This window comes from Xenorhabdus sp. PB61.4 (assembly GCF_963894935.1).
GTDB lineage: Bacteria > Pseudomonadota > Gammaproteobacteria > Enterobacterales > Enterobacteriaceae > Xenorhabdus > Xenorhabdus stockiae.
The window spans coordinates 12,796-32,744 of the sequence record NZ_CAWQJR010000171.1 but is presented as its reverse complement, the minus strand read 5'-3'; the positions used below and the strand labels follow the sequence as shown (position 1 = coordinate 32,744).

The window sequence follows — 19,949 nt, the reverse complement described above, 5'->3', positions numbered from 1 at the left end:
TAAATCACCTTTCATTAATAGAAAGAAGACGTGTCAGACACGGCGATAATTACCCTTTAAACGAATATTTAATGTGATAACTGAAAGATAAAATCATTTATTATTAAGGAGGGTAATTGAAATTTCATTCATTAATAAAAAACATCAAATATAAACAATAAAAACATTAAAGACTGTATCATCACGACCTAAAAGCATATATAACAATTATCAAAAGAAACAATATAATTATTATAAAAACAATCAGAAACAATACATTAAAAACACACAAAAATAATAAAAGGAAAAATAAAAAACAAAATACTTAAGTCAACACTTCCAACTCAAATAAAAATATAATTTATGTCAATGATGGTTATTTTCTAATATAGATAGATATCAAATAAAATATAAAAAACTGTATTTAATTTGATCACTGGAACATGCTTTTTTTATTTACGGATAAATAATGTAAACTTGGCAATGAAATGAAAAGTGAAGCCGATTGAGAATTAGCCAGATGGATAAAAAAAAGTCAGAAAATCAGCAAGCTGTCAGTGGCACTACCCGCATCTATGTACAACAAAAAAATCACTTACACACCCCTAAGCTGGACTGGGTAGCTGAAGAAGTCCCGGTGGCCTTAGTCTACAACGGCATTTCCCATGTCGTCATGATGGCAAGTCCAAAAGACCTCGAGCATTTCGCAATTGGCTTCTCCCTATCAGAAGGGATTATCACTTCTCCACAGGAAATTCGCGGGATTGATATAGCTTCCGGCTGCCACGGCGGTATTGAAGTCAATATCGAACTCTCCAGCCGTCGTTTCGCTGAATTGAAAGAACGCCGACGCAGTATGGCAGGCCGAACCGGTTGCGGTATTTGTGGCACAGAGCAAATATCAGAAATCTTCCGCCCCATCACGCCACTGCCTTTTACACAAACTTTTTCATTGGCTTATCTGGATCAGGCGCTTGCACAATTACCTCTTCTGCAAGACATCGGTTCATTGACTGGCTGTACCCATGCTGCTGGCTGGATTGACTCGGAAGGAAATTTACTCGGTGGATGTGAAGACGTTGGCCGCCATGTTGCTTTAGATAAGCTATTGGGAATGCGTTCAAAAACAGACTGGCAACAAGGCGCTGTTTTGGTTTCCAGCCGTGCCAGTTATGAAATGGTGCAGAAATCTGCCAATTGTGGCGTGGAAATATTATTTGCCGTTTCTGCTGCTACTTCACTCGCAATCGAAGTAGCAGAAAAATGTAATCTGACGCTAGTCGGTTTCTGTAAACCGGAGCGAGCAACGGTGTACACACATCCTCAGCGGTTAATGGATTAATTAAAACCATTTGTTCCAGTGAGGGTACTTTTCATTTAAATAATTATTACAATCAAAATAATACATACAAAAAATTAATAGATTGACTGAGTGAAAAAAATGCCTTTTTCTCAGTCAAAACTCACTGTTAATAACACAATAACAGTAGACCATTAGGTTTAATCCCATCACATTTTCAGAAAAATCACAGAATTCCACTTCTTCTTATCAAAAATTAAAATCATTAAAATACAAATAATTGAATTAGTCACTGATTAAAACCACAACAAAATCAACATCAAATAAAAATAATTATCATTTACATTATCATTTGAAGAATGTACATTTCTCCCGCGCAATAAATCAGGCCATTTTTATGATTGGGTAACGAGGGATCCCCCACTCTAAATGAGGATAACGATGAAAAAAGTTAAGGTATTAGTCGCCACTTTAGGCGTTTTGGGATTTATGGCACAGGCTCACGCAGCAGTAGGATTTGGTCAGAGTCAGGTAAGTTCACCATCATACGTTAAGGTTGGTCCAACCCAACCCGGTAAAGGCCCACACGGTGGCAATGGCGGTGAACCGGGTATCGGCATTAGTTCCGTTTATGGTGGTCAAATCACTGGCTTTTCTGGCCTGACCCGTATGGCACCTGCTGACAGTAATGGAATTCACAATATCTCAATGGCTGGTGCTCCGGGCACTCACGGTGGAATGGGAGTATTCCATTTCAGTAAAGTTGCCAATGAAGAAGTTTACTTTGGTGAATGGTCTCAGACTGGTAAAGCTGATGACCCAACTCATACCGTCTATTATGCAGGCAAGGATATTACCACCAATATTCCAACCGACGGCACAGCAACCTATACCGTGACCGGTATTAACCAATACAGCGGAAATAATGCGCTGTCCGGTACATTTACCGCAGATTTTGGTGAGAAAACACTGGTTGGCTCAATGGCAAATGATGCTATGACAATAAATATCAATGCCGATATTTATGCTGATGCGAGTTTCGAGGGTGATGCAAGAGTTGGCAACCTCGCCGGTTCAACAGAAGGTCATTTCTTTGGCGATAATGCATCGAGTCTGGCAGGGTATGCAAAATTTGATGGTGATCATTCCAAAGATACTGCTTTCGGTGGCTCTAAACAGTAATTGCTAATTTATCAGAGGACAGTGTTCATTTTTTAGCACTGTTCTCTGTTTTTATTTTTAATAACGTAAGTTTTATAAGCTGGCTTTGCGATGTCTGACAATAGAAAAACTCTTATATTATTAACGGCATTGATTGCTTTTTTTATCTCTCTGCCGATATATGCCGATGAAGATACCCCACGCAATATTTGGCAGGAAGCACAACATCACCAACAGGAAAATGAAAACAAACTGATTACACCTGATCCCATTTTTGCTGAGAATAATGCAGCGTTGATTGTCATTAATGGACAAAAATTTCGGGTAGAAGATAATCTGGATAATGTTGGTTTTGCACTATTTCTTGCGACCATTCACCAACAGTGGCCGGATGTCAGGCGTTTTCTTTCATCTTATAAAAAATTGTCAGGATATGATTCCATGCTGGTCAATTTTGCTCAGGGAGGGCTGGCTCGCCTTGAAGAAAATTTAGAACTGGCCACCTATCATTACCAACAAATTCTGAACCAACAGCCCGATTTTCCCCGCGTTCAACTGGAACTGGCCCGAGTCTATTTTCAAGATCATAAAAATCGGGAAGCAGAACGCCTATTTTCAGAACTAAGTGAAAAAAAACAAGTACCAGAAGCAGTATTGAAGAACATCAACAGTTATCTTGAAGCGATAAAACTAAGAAATGGCTGGCGTGGTTCGTTCTCTGCTGGTTACGCCTACAACAATAATGTGAATATGTCTTCTAATCAGGACTTTGCTTGTCTAAAAATAAACGAAGAGCAGTGTATTCAACAGCAGATACCAAAAGCTGTCAAAGCATGGGGTATGTCTTATGACGCAACAATAAGCCGAAGACATCAACTTTTCGGTAATCACGGTATTGCTATCCGTGGTCTGATTTATGGTGAAAATTACTATAATTATCACGATGAAAATGAAAATACCTTTCAGTTAACCAGTGGATACAGCTATAAAAACAGAAACCACGATATCTCCTTTAGCCCGTTATTTGAATATAAACAAATTGCTGGTGATCGCTTCTACCATGCCGCCGGAATCAAAACAAAATGGCGATGGGGAATAACCTCTCAGACAACTCTTGATATTGAATCTGAACATAAACAACTGCGCCATCAGCACAATTACCGCAGAAAAGACGGTGGATTAACCTCTTCCTACCTCAATTTATTCCACACTATCAGCAAAGATTTTATTCTGTTTGGTGGCGGGGACTGGACTTATCGGGGTAACGACCAATATCCCGTCGACCGCTATCAGCAATGGGGAGTTCGGGCAGGAGTTGGTGGACAAATCTATTCCGGCATCCATGGCGTATTGTTTGCCACATTACGTGATCGGCGCTTTGGTGCTTACAGCCCGATGCTGAATGCTAAGCGTCATGATACGGAGCAAATATACACCGCTGTTATCAGAGTGCCTGCGGCTGAAATCATGGGGATGACCCCTTCTGTTACTTTCCGCTACCGACGCAATCACAGCAATGTAGATTGGATGTACAGCTATAACAAAAACGAAGTGCTGCTCAGGCTGGAAAAGTTTTTTTAATCAAAATCTGATGATTTTTTATTTGTGCGATGATAACTGAGGCAAGAAATATCAATGGCATATCAAATTAAAACCGGACTAACTCCCATCACCATAGCTCTGTCACTGGCATTTTCACTGGCAGCACCTCCTTTGTTTGCTGAATCCAAACCTGCCAGCACAACGTCAGACAGCAAAACTGATTTAGGTAAAATCCGGGTGACAGATAACAGAGATAAAGATGAAGCCGGTTATGATGCGGTTTATGACAAAGATATCTCCAATATTTATATCGGCAAAAAGGAGATAGAGCGTTACAAAGGCGCATCTCCTGCTGATGTCATTAAAGGGGCTGTTGGTGTTTACAGTGGTGATGCCCGCAATAGCGGTGCCTTAGATATCAATATTCGTGGTATTCAGGGACAAGGGCGTATTCCCGTCACGATTGATGGAACCGAACAGGCAATTACCGTTGGACGTGGCTATAACGGTGCTAATAACCGCAACTATATTGATCCTAACTTAATCAGCAGCATTGAAATTGAGAAAGGGCCTTCCCTGAATCGCAGGGTGAAAGGTTCCGTCGGGGGAGCAGTCTCTATCAAAACACTCAATATTGATGATGTCGTGCCGGAAGGTGAAACATTTGGCATCAATACCAAACTGGAAACCAGTAGTAACTCAGTCAAAGAGCGCACCCCGTCTTTGTCACTGGGACAGGATTACCGCGATGTTCCCAATTTTATACACAATGGAATCGAATCTGATCCTGCACTAAAAATCACTCCACACTCATCAAAAGACAATAAACTGTTCGGTTTCAAAGATAATGCCTTTCGCGTTGCAGTGGGAACACGACAAGAATATTTTGACCTGATGCTGGCTTATGCTTACCGCCATAAGGGCAACTATTTTGCAGGTAAAGGTGGTGCACATCGCTATGATGCAGCAGCAACAGAAGCCGATATAAACTTAATGCTCAACCCAAAAACGAGTCTAGACCCTTATCTCCCCTTTGCAGCCCGTATTTATCGCCCCGGTAATGAAGTCCCCAATACTTCCAGCAAAATGCAATCGGTGTTAATCAAAAACACCTGGCACTTCACCGATGAGCAGGCATTACAACTTGCTTTCCGTAACACGCGTATGGAGTTCGGCGATATCATGCCTTCAAGACTGGCATCGGTGCTTGCTAAAGAAAATAGTGTTCCTCAATGGCCGCTGGCCAATGCCCGCCAGCAGGCGGCTAGCCTAAATTATAAATGGGACTCTGCTGCAAACCCTTATATTGATTTTGATATGAATCTGTGGACAACCCGCACGATAAGTAACACCAATACTTCAGGTGGATATCCGCGTGGTCCGGTTACCAGAGACTATGATTGGGAGGGAGGAAAAGGCAGGAACACTAATATTGATGGGACCTTAATCAATACAGCCGTCACCAATGCCCAAAATAATCGTTGGGGTGTAGATATTTCCAATAAATTCGAACTGACCCGAAATTTGGATCTTACTCTGATGGGAAATTTCCAACGCGAACGCTTGGGTTCTGATGATGACATCAGCCATATTGATAATCTGTATTTCTTTCAGTCCCCAGCAAGAAAAGGGCAACGTCAGGAAATTAATCTCGCTTTTAACTTTGACTGGCGTCCTACTTCATGGCTGGCATTGGGTGCTGGTGCTAAACGTGTTTCCTATTGGTCCAAAGATGATTTTCTTAATGAACGGCGTATCGCAAGAGATAGAAATTATAAAGAACCGGGAGAAATAATCGGATATAAAATGAGCTACTGGCGAACAGTAACAGAGGAAGAAGCCAATGACTTCAAAAAACGAAATGATGAAAAATATTATTCTAAACTTAGCAGAACAGAAAAACGTGAATTGCGTGCTAAGACAAAAAAAATAAAAGATAGAAATGATCGTATTCAACAAAAAAGATGGTTAGTTGAAGAAAAATTCGAGTGGAAATATAACCCTGAAACAGGAAAACTTAATAAAAGCGATAACCCCTATTTTAATGGCCAATTGGATATGAATGAAAAGGTTATCGACCCAATCAGCGGCAGAGAAGCCTATAAATATGAGTATAGTGCAAACAGTCTGAGTAATAATGATAAGATACTCTCACAAGATGTAGATTCTCCTTGGGAACCAGCCCCAAAACGTAAATCCCATGCTTGGGCACCAACATTCTCAGCTACTGCCTATATCACTGACGATCTCAGAGTCTATACCCGTTATGCCGAGGCAGTAAGAATGCCCAGTATTTTTGAAGATACTGTCGGTTTTTCAGGCGTTAAAGAAAATTACATTGGTTTGAAATTTAAACCAGAACGAGCCAAAACCATAGAAACAGGTTTCGTTTATGATTTCAGCCAGTTAGTGAATGCTGAACGTAATGCGGATATCAAACTCTCCTATTACAATACTGTTATTGAAAATGTGTTCGACAGGGATAATACCTATAATTTCGCCCAGTTAGATAAACAAAAACTGGCAGGTTTAGAATTACAGGCTCGTTACGACAACGGCAGTTTCTTTACTGATATGGGTTTGGTCTACAACATGAAAAATAAGGTGTGTGACAATAACTCTGCCGCAAGAATGGATTCTCAGAATCGTTACGGTATTCCCGAATGTATTGATGGTGGTTTCCCGGGCGGTTACTTGCGTACTTCCATTCAGCCAAAATATACCGCTAACCTGAATGTCGGCGGACGCCTGTTTGATGAAAAACTGGAACTGGGCAGCCGGATGCTCTACCACAGCAGAGCAGAAAACAAAGATGAAAAATGGTTGATGGGTGTTTTGCCGAATGAATATAAAGGGATATCCAACAACCCGATGCGCTGGAACTCCGTCTTCACCGTTGATGCCTATGTCAGCTACCAAATCACCCCTGCGATATCAATGGAACTGACTGGCACAAACTTAACTAACCGCTATTATCTTGATCCACTTACGCGCTCAATGATACCGGCACCGGGCAGAACCTTTAAGCTCAGCCTTACCAGTCAGTTTTAGAGGATAGTATGTTCAATACAGTCATATCAGACAACGCAGTGATCAACACGCAGAAAACACTCAGTAAACGTTTTCTGGTTGGTATTCTTATCGCTGTTTTATTACATATCAGTCTGATATGGCTGTTAAACCGACATACAGAGCCGAACGATGACAGTGCCCATTATCTTAATCAGAATTCTCCTTTGACAAGTTTTTCAATCACGATGGTTACGGCCTCAGCATTAGCAGAAGAGCCGGAGCCAGTTGAATTATCTCAGCCAGTTCTGACTGTTCCTGAATCACCGGCAGCTCCGGTAATTGCACTGGATAAAGTCGTTCAAACAGAAAAAAAGATCGATACTCCGGCCGAACCAATAAAAACTCAAAAACCTAAAAAACAGCCAAAAGAAAAACCGAAAGAAAATAGAGAAAAGAAATCTGCTCAGTCATCTCAGACTCCCCAAAACAGCCCGGAGGAACTTGAAACGAATGGCACTGATCGGGTCAACTCACAAAGTGGAATGAGTCAGGCGAAAACTTCTCAACCTTTAGTGGGTCAGGGTAATAGTGAGTCAGACAATTACCATGCGAGGCTCCGGCAGGAAATTGAGCGCCATAAGCGTTACCCCCGCAAAGCAAAACGAATGAAGCAGGAAGGTACAGTCACCGTCAATTTTATCCTTCAGGATGATGGTTCAATTACTGCCGCCAAAATCGTTCAATCCTCCGGCTACAGTGCAATGGATAATGAAGCACTGAAAGCGCTCAGTCTTGCTAAATCTATTGGCCCGAAACCAACAACACTGCCAGCAGATATCACACTGCAAATCAGCTTTGAGCTGGTTCGATAATATACATGCCATAACCGACCTTTTGAGCAAAAATTAGACAAGTGTCACTGATTGCAAAAATCAACACGCCAAATTACTTTCACTGAATAAAAACACTCAGGGGATTTACCATGTCTAGAGGATTAAAAGGGAAAGTTGCACTTGTCACCGAAGCCACTCAGAGGTAATTATGGGGATTTTCTTGAGTAAGCTAAGTCTATATCAACAGACAGGCGCGGAAACTCTCGCACAAACAGGTTAATAGCAGTGCCACCCTTTAATGCAAATACTTTTTCTTCAGCGACGATAGGTAATACCCTGATAAGGAGTTTTACCTGCTGATAGAAAACTGAGTTTTTATCCATAACGATCTTCTTTAGATTGATTATATTTCAGACATCGAAGTTGGTTGGTACTGTAATTTTGTAGCGTTCATCATAACGTCCCTGAGCGACTACCTGACGTTTACCAGAACCCAATTCTATCTGTGATTCTTCAAGACGCTTCACCCATTGATGGCCATAGTAATGACTAAGAAACAGAAAAATACGATTGGTTTGTACAGCATGACTACGTAAGAGCAATGACTGAACTTTTCTCGGACTCAAATTCACCAGCCCCTGAAATAACTCAGCCGCATGTTCAAAACTTATATTTTTCCCTATTGAGTCAATAAGTTCATAAGCTGCCAACTCAGGAGAGCTGGCTTTAAGCTCTCTTCCATTCACCTGCACAAAGGTAAAATCTGTGTCAGATAATTCACTTAATTTATTGTTGCTACAATATAACCAGCGTTGGTCAGGAAATTCTTTAAACCATTTAGGAAGAGATTGCTTGCTTCCTACTCCTACCCACACTTGTTCCGATTTTAATGGTAAATAATGGCTAAGACCCTGATAGGTTAAACTAGTTAAACCTGCAAGATGGACTGGAAGATGGAGCTGGTCTATCACAGCTTTTAGTGCATCGGCCCACTCCGGCTTGTAGTCTTGTCTTGAATTTGGACGGTAGTAGACTCCTGTAAACAGTTTTTTTAGCCAACCATTCTGAGTGTACTTTTGCGTTAAGGAGTAGCTGATACCATTTTCAATCAACCACTGTTGGAGAATTAAGGCCCCTGGTACAGTATGATTTACTAACCAGTTTATTTTTGAAGACATTTTCACACCCTGAGTGTAAATATTGAACACATAATAAACTGTAAGTTTGTATATATCAATATATTCATACTCAAGGTGTAATAATTATTATTTTTTTAAACAACCAGTCATCTTAGCTATGCTAATTTGCTGTTTTACTCCATACCTTCCGACTTCACTTCCCGATACAAAAACTTGAAAAAATCCGCCCAAGTAAATCATCAGAGGTAAATTCTCCGGTGATTTCAGTCAATGCCTGTTGTGCCAACCGGAGTTCTTCCGCTAATAACTCCCCGGAGCGAGCAAATACCAATTGTTGATGGCCTTCCTGCAAATGTTCTGCTGCGGTATTCAGTGCCTGCAAATGACGGCGTCGTGCGAGGAATCCACCTTCAGTATTACTGTTAAAGCCCATCGCTTCTTTGAGATGATCACGCAACAAATTAATCCCTTTATCTGCTAGAGCAGAAAGACGAATTAACGTGTAGCCATTAATTTCTGATACGCCGCTGGCTTCACCGGTCATATCTGTTTTATTACGGATAATCGTTACAGGCAGGGATTCTGGCAGCTTAGCCATAAATTCCGGCCAGATTTTTTCAGGTTCGATGGCATCCGTCGTCGTACTGTCTACCATAAACAACACGCGATCCGCCTGTTCGATTTCCTGCCATGCCCGCTCAATACCAATCCGTTCCACTTCATCGCTGGCTTCGCGCAGACCAGCAGTATCAATCACATGCAGGGGCATTCCATCAATATGAATATGTTCGCGTAAAACATCACGAGTTGTACCTGCAATATCCGTCACAATCGCTGCTTCACGCCCCGCCAGCGCATTCAGCAAGCTGGATTTACCTGCATTCGGGCGGCCTGCAATGACAACTTTCATCCCTTCACGCAACAGGCTACCCTGACGAGCCTGCGAACGAACCAGCTCAAGCTCCGCGATCACTTCATCCAGCTTGGCTTCTATCTTGCCATCAGAAAGAAAATCAATTTCTTCATCAGGAAAATCAATCGCTGCTTCAACATAGATGCGCAGGTTAGTCAGTTCTTCCACCATTTGGTGAACCTGATTGGAAAATGTTCCCTGTAGGGAATTCATCGCAGAGCGCGCGGCCTGTTCAGAACTGGCATCAATCAGGTCGGCAATCGCCTCAGCCTGAGCCAAGTCAAGTTTATCGTTGAGGAAAGCACGTTCAGAAAATTCACCGGGATTAGCGATTCGCACACCGGAAATAGTCAGAATACGTTTCAGCAGTAAATCAAGAATAACCGGGCCGCCATGCCCCTGAAGTTCCAGTACGTCTTCACCGGTAAAGGAATTAGGGCCGGGGAAATAAAGGGCGATGCCCTGATCTAAAACTGAGCTATCTACATCACGAAATGGCAGATAATCGGCATAGCGGGGTTTCGGGAGTTTCCCTAATACCACCTCAGCAACTGCCGCAGCTTTGGGACCAGAAATACGCAGGATACCAACACCACCTCGTCCCGGAGGGGTGGCCTGAGCAACTATCGTATCGGTGGTATTCATGGAATTCTCTCTTTTACCAATTTGCCAATGAATGGAAATAATAAAGGCGGCCAATGACCGCCTTCTACTTATTTTTTAAAAGACCCGTTTCTCAAGAAATTATTTCTTGGTCAGATCGATTTGCTTTTCTTTCTTCTCTTTCTTTTCGCGGGTATGCAGACCGCGTTTTTCCAGACTGCGGAAAATAACCTGCTGCTGGATAATGGTTACCAGGTTACTGACGATGTAGTACAGCACCAGACCAGATGGGAACCACAAGAAGAAAACAGTGAACACGACAGGCATGTAAGTCATGATCTTCTGCTGCATTGGGTCAGTGACCGTCGTTGGCGACAGTTTCTGGATCACAAACATAGTCACACCCATAAGCAATGGCAGAATGTAGTATGGATCCTGTGCAGACAGGTCATTAATCCAACCGATAAATGGTGCATGACGCAGTTCAACAGAGCCCATCAGCATGTAATACAGTGCAAGGAAGATTGGCATCTGAATAACCAGAGGTAAACAGCCGCCCAGCGGGTTCACTTTCTCTGTTTTGTACAACGCCATCATTTCCTGACTCATGCGCTGACGGTCGTCGCCATATTTTTCACGCATTGCAGTGATTTTCGGCTGCAACAGGCGCATCTTCGCCATAGAAGTGTATTGCGCTTTAGTCAGCGGGTACATGATACCACGCACGATAAAGGTAATAGCGATGATGGAGAAGCCCCAGTTACCAATGAACTCGTGCAGGAATTTCAGTAACTTGAACAGAGGCTGGGAAATAAACCACAACCAGCCGTAATCAACAGTCAGATCCAGATGTGGTGCAACAGCCGCCATTTTGTCCTGAATTTCAGGACCGACCCACAGAGTAGAAGCAATGTTCTGCTTGCTGTTCGGTGCGATATTGATGGTGTCACCTTTGTACCCGATAATTGCCATTTTCTGGTTTTTCAGGTCAATGGTGTAGAAATTGCTGGTCTTACCTTCTCCAGGAACCCACGCAGTGGCGAAATATTGCTGAAGCATCGCTACCCAGCCACCTTGTGTGGTTACGGAAAGTGGTTTACTTTCAATTTCATCAAATTTGTATTTTTCGTATTTTTCTTGATCAGATGAGTAAGCAGCACCACGATAAGTATGTAAGGCAAAATTGCTGCTGCCGGTATCGCGATGTTTCGGCAGATCAACACTCTGCTTCAACTGACCGAAAAATGCCATCTGCAACGGTTTGTCAGTCACGTTATCAATGCTGTAATCAACAGAGACAGCATAGTTACCGCGTTTCAATACGAAAGTTTTGACGTACACAACACCATCCGGCGCAGTATAAGTCATAGGAATACGCAACTCATCCTGACCTTCAGCCAAAACGTAGTTGTTCTGAGCAGCAGTATAAAGAGGACGTTCAGCCTGATTATCCGGGCCATTAGTGCCTGTTAAGCCACTTTGAGCCTGATAAGTAAACTCTGGGGTTGTTTCCAGAAGCTTGAACGGCATCTTGGAACCGAGGGTATCCGGATAGGCCAGCAGGTCAGCCTCTTCGATATCACCACCACGGGTATTGATGTGCAACGAAAGCACATCCGTTTTCACGGTGATCAGTTTACCTTGCCCACTGACTGCTTCATTACTCAGCGTATTGGTTTGCTGCGAGACCTGTACTGTTGGTTGTGGGTTCTTATCATTCTCCCACGCCTGCCAGACCAGGAACGAAACAAACAGCAGAGCGATGAGAAGAAGATTGCGTTGCGAATCCATCGTTAATGTTCTCTGTTATCTTCGTTTTTTTTAGGTGGGACAGGATCATCACCACCTTCGTGTAAAGGGTGGCATTTTAATATGCGTTTCACCGTTAACCAACTGCCTTTCATCATGCCAAACCTACGCAGTGCCTCAATGCCATATTGGGAACAGGTAGGATTGAAACGACAACGAGGCCCCAGCAGTGGACTAATCACTAACTGATAACCTCTGATTAAAGCAATCAAGAGGCGCGAGCCAAGCGACAGTGACGACGCCATAATTTGCCCAACGTTTCCGTTAGCTCACGGTTATCAAGCTCAGCGACCCCTTTCCTCACCAAAATCACAAAATCCATTGACGGTAATTTATGCTGGTTTAAACGAAAACTTTCACGGGCTAATCGCTTAATACGATTTCGCTCATGGGCGCGTTTAACATTTTTTTTGGCGACGGTTAGACCGATACGGGGATGCCCCAGCTGATTAAGGCGTCCAAGGATGGTTATCTCTGCGGAACTTGCCCGTTGTGGCTGCTGGAAAACATAAGTGAAATGCTCGGGAGTTAACAAACGTAACTCCCTCGGAAAAGCGAGCTTAACCACGTGGAATGGTTAGCTTTATTACTTAGAAACAGTCAGACGAGCACGGCCTTTCGCACGACGGCGAGCCAGAACCTGACGACCATTTTTAGTGGCCATACGTGCGCGGAAGCCGTGTGTACGGTTACGCTTCAGTACGGATGGTTGAAAAGTGCGTTTCATAGCGATTTCTACCTAACTTAAAATTTGTAACTGATTCAGCAAATGCGTTGGCGACCAGTGGAAATAAGTAGACACCGATGCCTCAATCGCAACATCAATATATAGAAAGAGGCAGGATTGTAATAAAATGTACTACCCTTAGTCAATTCCAAGATGACGCGAGCCTGACCGCGTTTCAGCTGATGCCAGACTTGTTGCTACCCAAAGTTTTTGCTATCTAAGGTGTTAATCCTGACTTCCACCAGCCACAGCCGGAAAAAATCGTTTGGCATCACACACAGGGTGCAAGATTATACGGACTGTGCAATAAAGCGCAAGGATCCTACACGGATCCTGCCATTTGCGTAGTAATTATACTATTGCTTTCCCTTTGAATTTTAAACGATAGCTAAATGGAATTTGCTATATACCATGATTCCACTACAGTATCTTCTATGGGCTTTATCTTCTCCGCGTACCAAAGCGTGGTGATCTCCCTGTGGATAAAAAGCATCAAAGCTGTGTAAAAGAATGAGGATTTATGTCGTCTTTTGCGTTATGATCACTGGTCACGATTCCGATCTCGCTGTACGGATCGTTGGGAGAGCGATGAAACTAGAAATCGCCACAAGGTACTGCGAGTCCTCTCATCGAGAAATGTTCTTATCGGTAATATTCTTATCGAGGGCATCTTTATCGATAAAGAGTAATGCCTTGTGCCCAGTATAACGTATCTATTATTCCAGTTTCTTTTATTGGTCTTGTTTTAGGGGAGTTCGCCGTGTCACTTTCGCTTTGGCAGCAATGTCTTGCCCGATTGCAGGATGAGTTACCTGCCACAGAATTCAGTATGTGGATACGACCCCTTCAGGCAGAACTAAGTGATAACACTTTGGCTCTTTATGCACCCAACCGCTTTGTGCTGGATTGGGTCAGAGAGAAATATATAAATAATATCAATTTGTTATTAAATGATTTCTGTGGTCCTGAAGTACCGTTACTGCGTTTTGAAGTAGGTAATAAGCCTGTTTCAGCAAGCCAGTCTACATCTCAGAAAATCATTGCTGATATGCCGGTGGTTGCTGCTCCATCCAGTTTATCTGTACGCCCTAGCTGGGATAATGCAAAAGCGCAGCCTGAGTTATCTTATCGCTCGAATGTGAATCCAAAGCATACATTCGATAACTTTGTCGAAGGTAAATCCAACCAGCTCGCCAGAGCCGCTGCCAGGCAAGTTGCCGATAATCCGGGCGGAGCTTATAACCCTCTGTTCCTGTATGGCGGCACCGGTTTAGGTAAAACCCACCTTTTACATGCTGTCGGTAACAGCATCATGGCGCGCAAAGCCAATGCAAAAGTGGTATACATGCATTCTGAACGGTTTGTTCAGGATATGGTTAAGGCTTTGCAGAACAATGCGATAGAAGAATTTAAACGCTATTATCGCTCAGTAGATGCCCTGCTTATCGATGATATTCAATTTTTCGCTAATAAAGAGCGCTCCCAAGAAGAATTCTTTCATACGTTCAATGCCCTGCTGGAAGGTAATCAACAGATTATTCTGACATCAGATCGCTATCCGAAAGAGATTAATGGCGTTGAAGATCGGTTAAAATCCCGTTTTGGCTGGGGTCTGACCGTTGCCATAGAACCACCGGAGCTGGAAACTCGTGTTGCGATTCTGATGAAAAAAGCAGACGAAAACCAGATTCAGTTGCCGGGAGAAGTGGCTTTCTTTATAGCTAAACGCCTGCGTTCCAACGTTCGTGAACTCGAAGGCGCTTTGAATCGGGTTATCGCCAATGCCAATTTTACTGGTCGGGCGATTACTATTGATTTTGTACGCGAAGCATTACGTGACTTATTGGCTCTACAGGAAAAGCTGGTAACGATTGATAATATTCAGAAAACGGTTGCTGAATATTACAAAATCAAAGTTGCCGATTTGCTTTCCAAGCGCCGTTCACGCTCCGTTGCCCGTCCAAGACAGATGGCAATGGCGCTGGCAAAAGAGCTGACAAACCACAGCTTGCCTGAAATCGGGGATGCCTTTGGTGGTCGTGACCATACTACGGTACTTCACGCATGTCGTAAAATCGAACAACTGCGTGAAGAGAGTCATGATATCAAAGAAGATTTTTCTAACTTAATCAGAACATTGTCGTCCTAGCGCTATGAAATTTATCATTGAACGTGAGCAATTATTAAAACCCCTGCAACAGGTCAGCAGCCCATTAGGTGGCCGCCCTACTCTGCCTATTTTAGGTAATTTATTGTTGCAGGTGACTGAAGGCTCCCTGTTACTGACAGGTACAGATTTAGAAATGGAAATGAAGGCTAGGGTGACGCTCACTCAGCCACATGAACAGGGTGCAACCACCATTCCCGCGCGTAAATTCTTTGACATCTGGCGTGGGTTGCCTGACGGTGCCGAAATCAGCGTTGAACTGGATGGTGACCGCATTCTGGTTAGATCCGGCCGTAGCCGCTTTTCGCTCTCTACTCTGCCTGCTTCCGATTTCCCCAATCTGGATGACTGGCAAAGTGAAGTTGAATTTTCACTTCCACAGGCAACACTGAAACGTCTGATTGAGTCTACCCAGTTCTCAATGGCGCATCAGGATGTTCGTTATTATCTGAACGGTATGCTGTTCGAAACCGAAGGGGAAGAACTGCGCACTGTATCCACAGATGGTCACCGTCTGGCGGTCTGCTCCATGAATATCGGCCAGAGCCTGCCTTCGCATTCAGTGATTGTTCCACGTAAAGGCGTGATTGAATTGATGCGCTTACTGGATGGCGGAGATAACCCGCTTCAATTGCAAATCGGCAGCAACAATATCCGCGCCCACGTTGGTGACTTCATATTTACATCAAAACTGGTTGACGGGCGTTTTCCTGACTACCGCCGTGTCCTGCCGAAAAACCCGGATAAGACACTGATAGCAAACTGTGACACGCTTAAACAGGCGTTTTCACGGGCAGCGATTTTATCCAACGAAAAATTTCGTGGGGTTCGCATCTACCTGAGCGAAAACCAGCTCAGAATTACTGCCAATAACCCGGAGCAGGAAGAAGCAGAAGAGATTGTTGATGTCAGCTATCAGGGCACGGAAATGGAAATCGGCTTTAATGTCAGCTACGTACTGGATGTTCTCAATGCACTGAAATGCGAGCAGGTAAGTTTGCTGCTGACGGATGCCACATCCAGTGTAAAAATAGAGAATTCAGCCAGTCAGGCCGCGACGTATGTCGTGATGCCGATGCGCCTGTAAATAATACGCCTGTATATTAACTCATTGAACATGATTCTCTCGCGTTTATTGATCCGCGATTTTCGTAATATCGCCAATGCCGACCTGCCATTGGCGACGGGCTTTAATTTTCTGGTCGGGCCGAATGGCAGCGGAAAAACGAGCGTACTGGAATCCATTTACACATTGGGTCACGGGCGCGCTTTTCGCAGTATTCAGGCAGGAAGAGTCATCCGCCATGATAGTGAAGAGTTCATTCTTCATGGAAGACTGGAACAGCAATCCCACGAGCGGACGTTATCCGTTGGGCTGAGCAAAAACCGTCAGGGTGACAGCAAAGTCAGAATAGATGGCAGTGATGGGCATAAAATTGCAGAGCTGGCGAAAATGCTGCCGATGCAGCTTATCACTCCGGAAGGTTTTACGTTGTTAAATGGCGGCCCGAAATATCGTCGCGCTTTTATCGACTGGGGTTGCTTTCATAATGAACCGCGTTTTTTTGCTGGCTGGGCCAATCTGAAAAGGTTGCTCAAACAACGGAATGCGGCATTACGGCAAGTCACCCGCTATAGCCAGATCCAGCATTGGGATCATGAGCTTGCGCCATTGGCAACTCAGATAAGCCAATGGCGGGCTGAATATATTGCAGGTATTGCAGAAGATATTGAGAAAACCTGTAAACAGTTTTTACCTGAATTCACTCTCAATATCTCTTTTCAACAGGGCTGGGACAAAGAGAGTGAATATGCAGAACTACTCGCGCGGCAGTTTGAGCGCGATAAAGCATTAACCTATACCGCATCCGGCCCCCACAAAGCCGATCTGCGGATCAGGGCAGACGGCACATCTGTAGAGGATATGCTCTCACGTGGTCAGCTTAAGTTACTGATGTGTGCTCTTAGGTTAGCGCAGGGTGAATATTTCACCCGACAGAGCGGGCAAAAATGCCTGTATCTGCTTGATGATTTTGCTTCTGAATTGGATGCCGGCCGTCGTAAGTTATTAGCCGAGCGTCTGAAATCTACGCAGGCTCAGGTGTTTGTCAGTGCAATTACACCCGAGCAGGTTGCAGACATGATTGACGTAAATAGCAGGATGTTTAGCGTAGAACATGGCAAAATATGCCCTATGGATTTCGAATTCAGCCAGCATAGTAAAGGTGATTCGAAAGACGAAGGGTAAGAGGTTCAACCACAGGATTAAGATAAGCGAGAAACGTTGATGTCGAATACATATGACTCCTCAAGTATCAAGGTATTAAAAGGGCTGGATGCTGTTCGTAAACGTCCAGGCATGTATATCGGCGATACCGATGATGGTACTGGCCTGCACCACATGGTCTTCGAGGTTGTTGACAACGCTATCGACGAAGCCCTCGCAGGTCATTGTGACAAAATAGTTGTTACTATCCATGCAGATAACTCTGTTTCTGTACAGGATGATGGCCGCGGTATTCCTACCGGCATACACGAAGAAGAAGGTGTTTCAGCAGCGGAAGTCATCATGACCGTGCTGCATGCGGGGGGTAAGTTCGATGACAACTCCTATAAAGTTTCCGGCGGTCTGCATGGCGTAGGGGTTTCTGTTGTTAACGCCTTATCTGAAAAACTGGAACTGACTATCCGTCGTGACGGCAAAGTGCACGAACAGACTTACCAGCATGGGGTTCCACAGTCACCACTGAAAATAGTCGGTGATACAGAACAAACGGGAACAACCGTGCGTTTCTGGCCTAGTATGGATACGTTCAAAATTAACACCGAGTTCGAATACGATATTCTGGCAAAACGTCTGCGCGAATTGTCATTCCTGAACTCCGGTGTTTCCATCCGTTTAGTTGATAAACGTACCAATGCTGAAGATCTCTTCCATTACGAAGGCGGAATCAAAGCATTTGTTGAATACCTGAGCCGCAATAAAAACCCGATTCACCAGAATGTCTTCTATTTCTCCACCGAAAAAGACGGTATCGGCGTTGAAATTTCCATGCAATGGAATGACGGTTTTCAGGAAAATATTTACTGCTTCACCAACAACATTCCTCAGCGCGATGGGGGAACTCACTTAGTGGGCTTCCGTACCGCGATGACCCGTACCCTCAACAGTTACATGGATAAAGAGGGTTACAACAAAAAATCCAAAGTCAGCGCGACCGGTGATGATGCTCGTGAAGGCCTGATTGCCGTTATCTCGGTTAAAGTTCCGGATCCGAAGTTCTCTTCCCAGACCAAAGACAAGCTGGTTTCCTCTGAAGTGAAAACCGCCGTTGAAACGCTGATGAATGAGAAGCTGGTGGAGTACCTGCTGGAAAACCCGAACGATGCCAAAACCGTTGTCGGTAAAATCATTGATGCAGCCCGTGCCCGTGAAGCAGCACGTAAAGCGCGTGAAATGACCCGCCGTAAAGGTGCTCTGGATTTGGCAGGTCTGCCGGGCAAACTGGCTGACTGTCAGGAACGTGATCCGGCCCACTCTGAACTCTACTTAGTGGAGGGTGATTCTGCGGGTGGTTCTGCAAAACAGGGGCGTAACCGTAAGAATCAGGCAATCCTGCCACTGAAAGGTAAGATCCTGAACGTTGAAAAAGCGCGTTTTGATAAAATGCTCTCTTCACAGGAAGTGGCAACCCTGATTACCGCACTGGGCTGTGGTATCGGCCGTGATGAGTACAACCCGGACAAACTGCGTTATCACAGCATTATCATCATGACCGATGCCGATGTTGATGGCTCCCACATCCGTACTCTGTTGCTGACATTCTTCTATCGCCAGATGCCTGAGATCATTGAGCGTGGTTATGTCTATATTGCCCAGCCACCACTGTATAAAGTGAAGAAAGGCAAACAGGAACAATACATCAAAGATGATGATGCAATGGAAGCGTATCAGATGTCCATCGCACTGGATGGCGCATCACTGTATACCAATCCACATGCTCCGGCGCTGAAAGGTGAAGCACTGGAACAGCTGGTCACTGAATTCAATGCCGCGCAAAAAATCATCAAACGTATGGAGCGTTTGTATCCTCAGGCATTACTGAGCAATCTGGTCTATCATCCGAAGCTGACAGAAGATACCTTAACCGATCAGACCAAAGTGGAAGAGTGGGTCAGTGCCCTGACTATTCGCCTGAATGATAAAGAGCAGCATGGCAGCACTTACAGCTATCAGATCCATGAAAACCGCGAGCGTCAGGTTTATGAGCCGGTTCTGTGTATCCGTACCCACGGTGTTGATACCAACTACAATCTGGATTTCGATTTCATCCACGGTGGTGAATACCGTCGTATCAGCAAACTGGGTGAACTGATCAGCAACCTGATTGAAGAAGGTGCCTACATTGAACGTGGTGAGCGCCGTCAGCCTGTGAGCAGCTTTGAACAAGCGCTGGAGTGGCTGAGCAAAGAATCACGCCGTGGTCTTTCTATTCAGCGCTATAAAGGTCTGGGAGAAATGAACCCGGAGCAATTGTGGGAAACCACGATGAATCCGGAAACCCGCCGTATGATGCGCGTGACGGTGAAAGATGCCATTGCAACGGATCAACTGTTCACCACCCTGATGGGCGATGCGGTTGAACCTCGCCGTGCATTTATCGAAGAGAATGCGCTGAAAGCAGCGAATATTGATATTTAATATTCATCTATTAACCCAGATAACAACCGTTATCTGGGTTATATGATATAAAAAACCTACCA

The 19,949-nt window shown here is 44.2% G+C and carries 15 protein-coding genes and 1 pseudogene; 9 read left to right on the top strand and 7 right to left on the bottom strand.

Annotation, left to right across the window (positions count from 1 at the left end; all coding sequences use genetic code 11):
* Positions 1-499 precede the first annotated feature (499 nt).
* The 5 genes from fdhD to AACX68_RS13055 all read left to right on the top strand — a co-directional run bounded on the left by fdhD (position 500) and on the right by AACX68_RS13055 (position 7,866).
* Positions 500-1,321, top strand: coding sequence for a formate dehydrogenase accessory sulfurtransferase FdhD (fdhD, locus tag AACX68_RS13075; protein WP_228859443.1), 822 nt, complete (start codon positions 500-502; stop codon positions 1,319-1,321).
* 399 nt (positions 1,322-1,720) lie between these two features.
* On the top strand, positions 1,721-2,461 hold the full coding sequence (locus tag AACX68_RS13070) for a Slam-dependent surface lipoprotein (protein ID WP_228859442.1): 741 nt from the start codon (positions 1,721-1,723) through the stop codon (positions 2,459-2,461).
* A 90-nt stretch (positions 2,462-2,551) separates the two neighbouring features.
* Positions 2,552-4,021 carry a porin family protein gene (locus AACX68_RS13065; RefSeq protein ID WP_228859441.1) on the top strand — a complete coding sequence of 490 codons (1,470 nt, stop codon included), beginning with the start codon at positions 2,552-2,554 and terminating at the stop codon, positions 4,019-4,021.
* Positions 4,022-4,075: 54 nt separating this feature from the next.
* Positions 4,076-7,033 (top strand): TonB-dependent receptor domain-containing protein, encoded by a 2,958-nt coding sequence (locus AACX68_RS13060; RefSeq protein WP_228859440.1) that lies wholly within the window; start codon positions 4,076-4,078, stop codon positions 7,031-7,033.
* Positions 7,034-7,041: 8 nt separating this feature from the next.
* Complete coding sequence (locus AACX68_RS13055) at positions 7,042-7,866, top strand: energy transducer TonB (RefSeq protein ID WP_228859439.1); 825 nt, start codon at positions 7,042-7,044, stop codon at positions 7,864-7,866.
* A gap of 185 nt (positions 7,867-8,051) precedes the next feature.
* On the opposite strand, the pseudogene AACX68_RS13050 reads toward AACX68_RS13055, so the two are convergent.
* The 7 genes and pseudogenes from AACX68_RS13050 to rpmH all read right to left on the bottom strand — a co-directional run.
* Positions 8,052-8,210: pseudogene (locus AACX68_RS13050) on the bottom strand (nucleotidyl transferase AbiEii/AbiGii toxin family protein); the annotation flags it as partial.
* A 27-nt stretch (positions 8,211-8,237) separates the two neighbouring features.
* The gene (locus AACX68_RS13045; protein ID WP_228859438.1) at positions 8,238-9,005 is read right to left on the bottom strand and encodes a type IV toxin-antitoxin system AbiEi family antitoxin; all 768 of its coding nucleotides are present in this window, start codon (positions 9,003-9,005) and stop codon (positions 8,238-8,240) included.
* 154 nt (positions 9,006-9,159) lie between these two features.
* On the bottom strand, positions 9,160-10,524 hold the full coding sequence (mnmE, locus tag AACX68_RS13040; protein WP_228859437.1) for a tRNA uridine-5-carboxymethylaminomethyl(34) synthesis GTPase MnmE: 1,365 nt from the start codon (positions 10,522-10,524) through the stop codon (positions 9,160-9,162).
* A gap of 99 nt (positions 10,525-10,623) precedes the next feature.
* On the bottom strand, positions 10,624-12,273 hold the full coding sequence (gene yidC, locus AACX68_RS13035) for a membrane protein insertase YidC (RefSeq protein WP_228859436.1): 1,650 nt from the start codon (positions 12,271-12,273) through the stop codon (positions 10,624-10,626).
* 2 nt (positions 12,274-12,275) lie between these two features.
* Positions 12,276-12,536, bottom strand: coding sequence for a membrane protein insertion efficiency factor YidD (yidD, locus tag AACX68_RS13030; RefSeq protein ID WP_086954857.1), 261 nt, complete (start codon positions 12,534-12,536; stop codon positions 12,276-12,278).
* Positions 12,500-12,859 carry a ribonuclease P protein component gene (gene rnpA, locus AACX68_RS13025; protein WP_099110051.1) on the bottom strand — a complete coding sequence of 120 codons (360 nt, stop codon included), beginning with the start codon at positions 12,857-12,859 and terminating at the stop codon, positions 12,500-12,502. The genes yidD and rnpA overlap by 37 nt, the downstream gene beginning before the upstream one ends.
* Before the next feature lie 18 nt (positions 12,860-12,877).
* Entirely contained in the window at positions 12,878-13,018 is a 141-nt protein-coding gene (rpmH, locus tag AACX68_RS13020; RefSeq protein WP_038267117.1) for a 50S ribosomal protein L34, read from the bottom strand.
* A 760-nt stretch (positions 13,019-13,778) separates the two neighbouring features.
* Between rpmH and dnaA the strand changes: the two genes are divergently transcribed.
* The 4 genes from dnaA to gyrB are packed head-to-tail and all read left to right on the top strand — an operon-like array spanning position 13,779 to position 19,887.
* Positions 13,779-15,167, top strand: a complete 1,389-nt coding sequence (gene dnaA, locus AACX68_RS13015) for a chromosomal replication initiator protein DnaA (RefSeq protein ID WP_099110102.1) — start codon at positions 13,779-13,781, stop codon at positions 15,165-15,167.
* A 4-nt stretch (positions 15,168-15,171) separates the two neighbouring features.
* Complete coding sequence (gene dnaN, locus AACX68_RS13010) at positions 15,172-16,272, top strand: DNA polymerase III subunit beta (RefSeq protein ID WP_099120995.1); 1,101 nt, start codon at positions 15,172-15,174, stop codon at positions 16,270-16,272.
* 30 nt (positions 16,273-16,302) lie between these two features.
* Positions 16,303-17,433, top strand: a complete 1,131-nt coding sequence (gene recF, locus AACX68_RS13005; protein ID WP_228859435.1) for a DNA replication/repair protein RecF — start codon at positions 16,303-16,305, stop codon at positions 17,431-17,433.
* A gap of 39 nt (positions 17,434-17,472) precedes the next feature.
* Positions 17,473-19,887: a DNA topoisomerase (ATP-hydrolyzing) subunit B gene (gyrB, locus tag AACX68_RS13000; RefSeq protein WP_228859434.1), complete on the top strand. Its 2,415-nt coding sequence runs from the start codon at positions 17,473-17,475 to the stop codon at positions 19,885-19,887.
* Positions 19,888-19,949 lie beyond the last annotated feature (62 nt).